The sequence below is a fragment of the Treponema sp. R8-4-B8 genome, from assembly GCF_054786175.1.
In genome coordinates this window covers 1-1,345 of the sequence record NZ_BDHE01000096.1, presented here as the reverse complement: position 1 = coordinate 1,345, position 1,345 = coordinate 1, and the positions used below count along the sequence as shown (strand labels likewise).

1 protein-coding gene is annotated in these 1,345 nt (G+C 44.5%); it reads right to left on the bottom strand.

Annotated elements, in window-relative coordinates; genetic code table 11:
- The coding region (locus ACYVRA_RS06495; protein ID WP_461251935.1) for a response regulator at nucleotides 1-1,345 on the bottom strand (1,345 nt) is incomplete at both ends.

Below are 1,345 nucleotides of genomic sequence, written 5' to 3'. Positions count from 1 at the left end.
AATCAATCGGTTTGCCAACATGGCTGTTCATACCGGCGGCGAGACATTTTTCAACGTCCTCCCTAAAAACATTCGCGGTCATTGCGATTATCGGAATTCCCTTTTGGAATTCCGATAATCGCTCGCTTTTATTATTACTTTCAACGAAATTCAAGCCGTTGCTCTTATTTTCGGCGAAATTCGCGTCAATATTTTCTGAAATTTTCTTATTATACTTCGCTTCTACAGCCCTAATTCGCCGTGCCGCTTCGAAGCCGTCCATTTCGGGCATTTGTATGTCCATGAAAATCAAATCGTACTTATCTGGCGCTTCGGTAAACATTCGCACCGCTTCTTTCCCGTTTTCAGCGCAGTCTATCTCCAGCTTTGTCGGTTCCAGCAAGGTCATTATTATTTCGCGGTTAATTTCCACGTCCTCGGCTAGCAGTATTCGCCGTCCGGCAAATATGCCGGCAATGTCAGCGGCTTGCGGTTTTTTCGCCTGTTGTTTGTCCGTACCTAGACATTCATTAATCATCTCCGCAATGGTAGAAGGGAACAGGGGCTTGGACAGGAATTTATTAACGCCCGCAGCTTTCGCTTCTTCGGCAATATCGCCCCATTCTGCGGCGGAGATCATTGTTATAATGGAATTTTCCTTAACATAAGATTTTATTTCACGGGCAAGCTGTATGCCGTCCATGCCGGGTATTTTCCAGTCAATAAAGAAAATATTGTAGCCGCCTTTTTGATTTATTAGTTTAAGCGCTTCTTCACCGCTTGAAGCGGTGTCGCACATTAAATCCAGATTCTGCGCTATTTCATTAAAATATGCTAATACGTCCGCGTCATCATCAACCGCTAGAATACGGACATTTTTTGAATTGATATCAGATGATAAAAACTTGTGTTTTTCATTCGTACCCCGCTTTAACTGAATGGTAAAGAAAAAAGTTGAGCCTTTTCCCAATTCTGATTCTATCCATATTGAGCCGCCCATCAGTTCTACAATGTTTTTAGAAATCGCCAGTCCCAGCCCCGTGCCGCCGTATTTGCGCGTTGTGCTTGATTCAGCCTGTGCGAATGATTTGAAAAGTTTTGCCTGTTGTTCGGGGCTTATGCCGATTCCGGTGTCGCTTACCGAAACTTGCAGGGTGCAAAGGTCGCTTCCCATTCCAGCAAGGCGTACAGTAAGGGATATGGAACCTTTTTCCGGCGTGAATTTTATCGCGTTTCCCAGCAAGTTGGTGATTACTTGCGCTATCCTCTGTTCGTCCCCTATAAGGACGCGGGGAATGTTATGCTCGATATGCACGGAAAATCTTTGATGTTTTTCATCTATGCGGAAATTGACGACATTCACCAC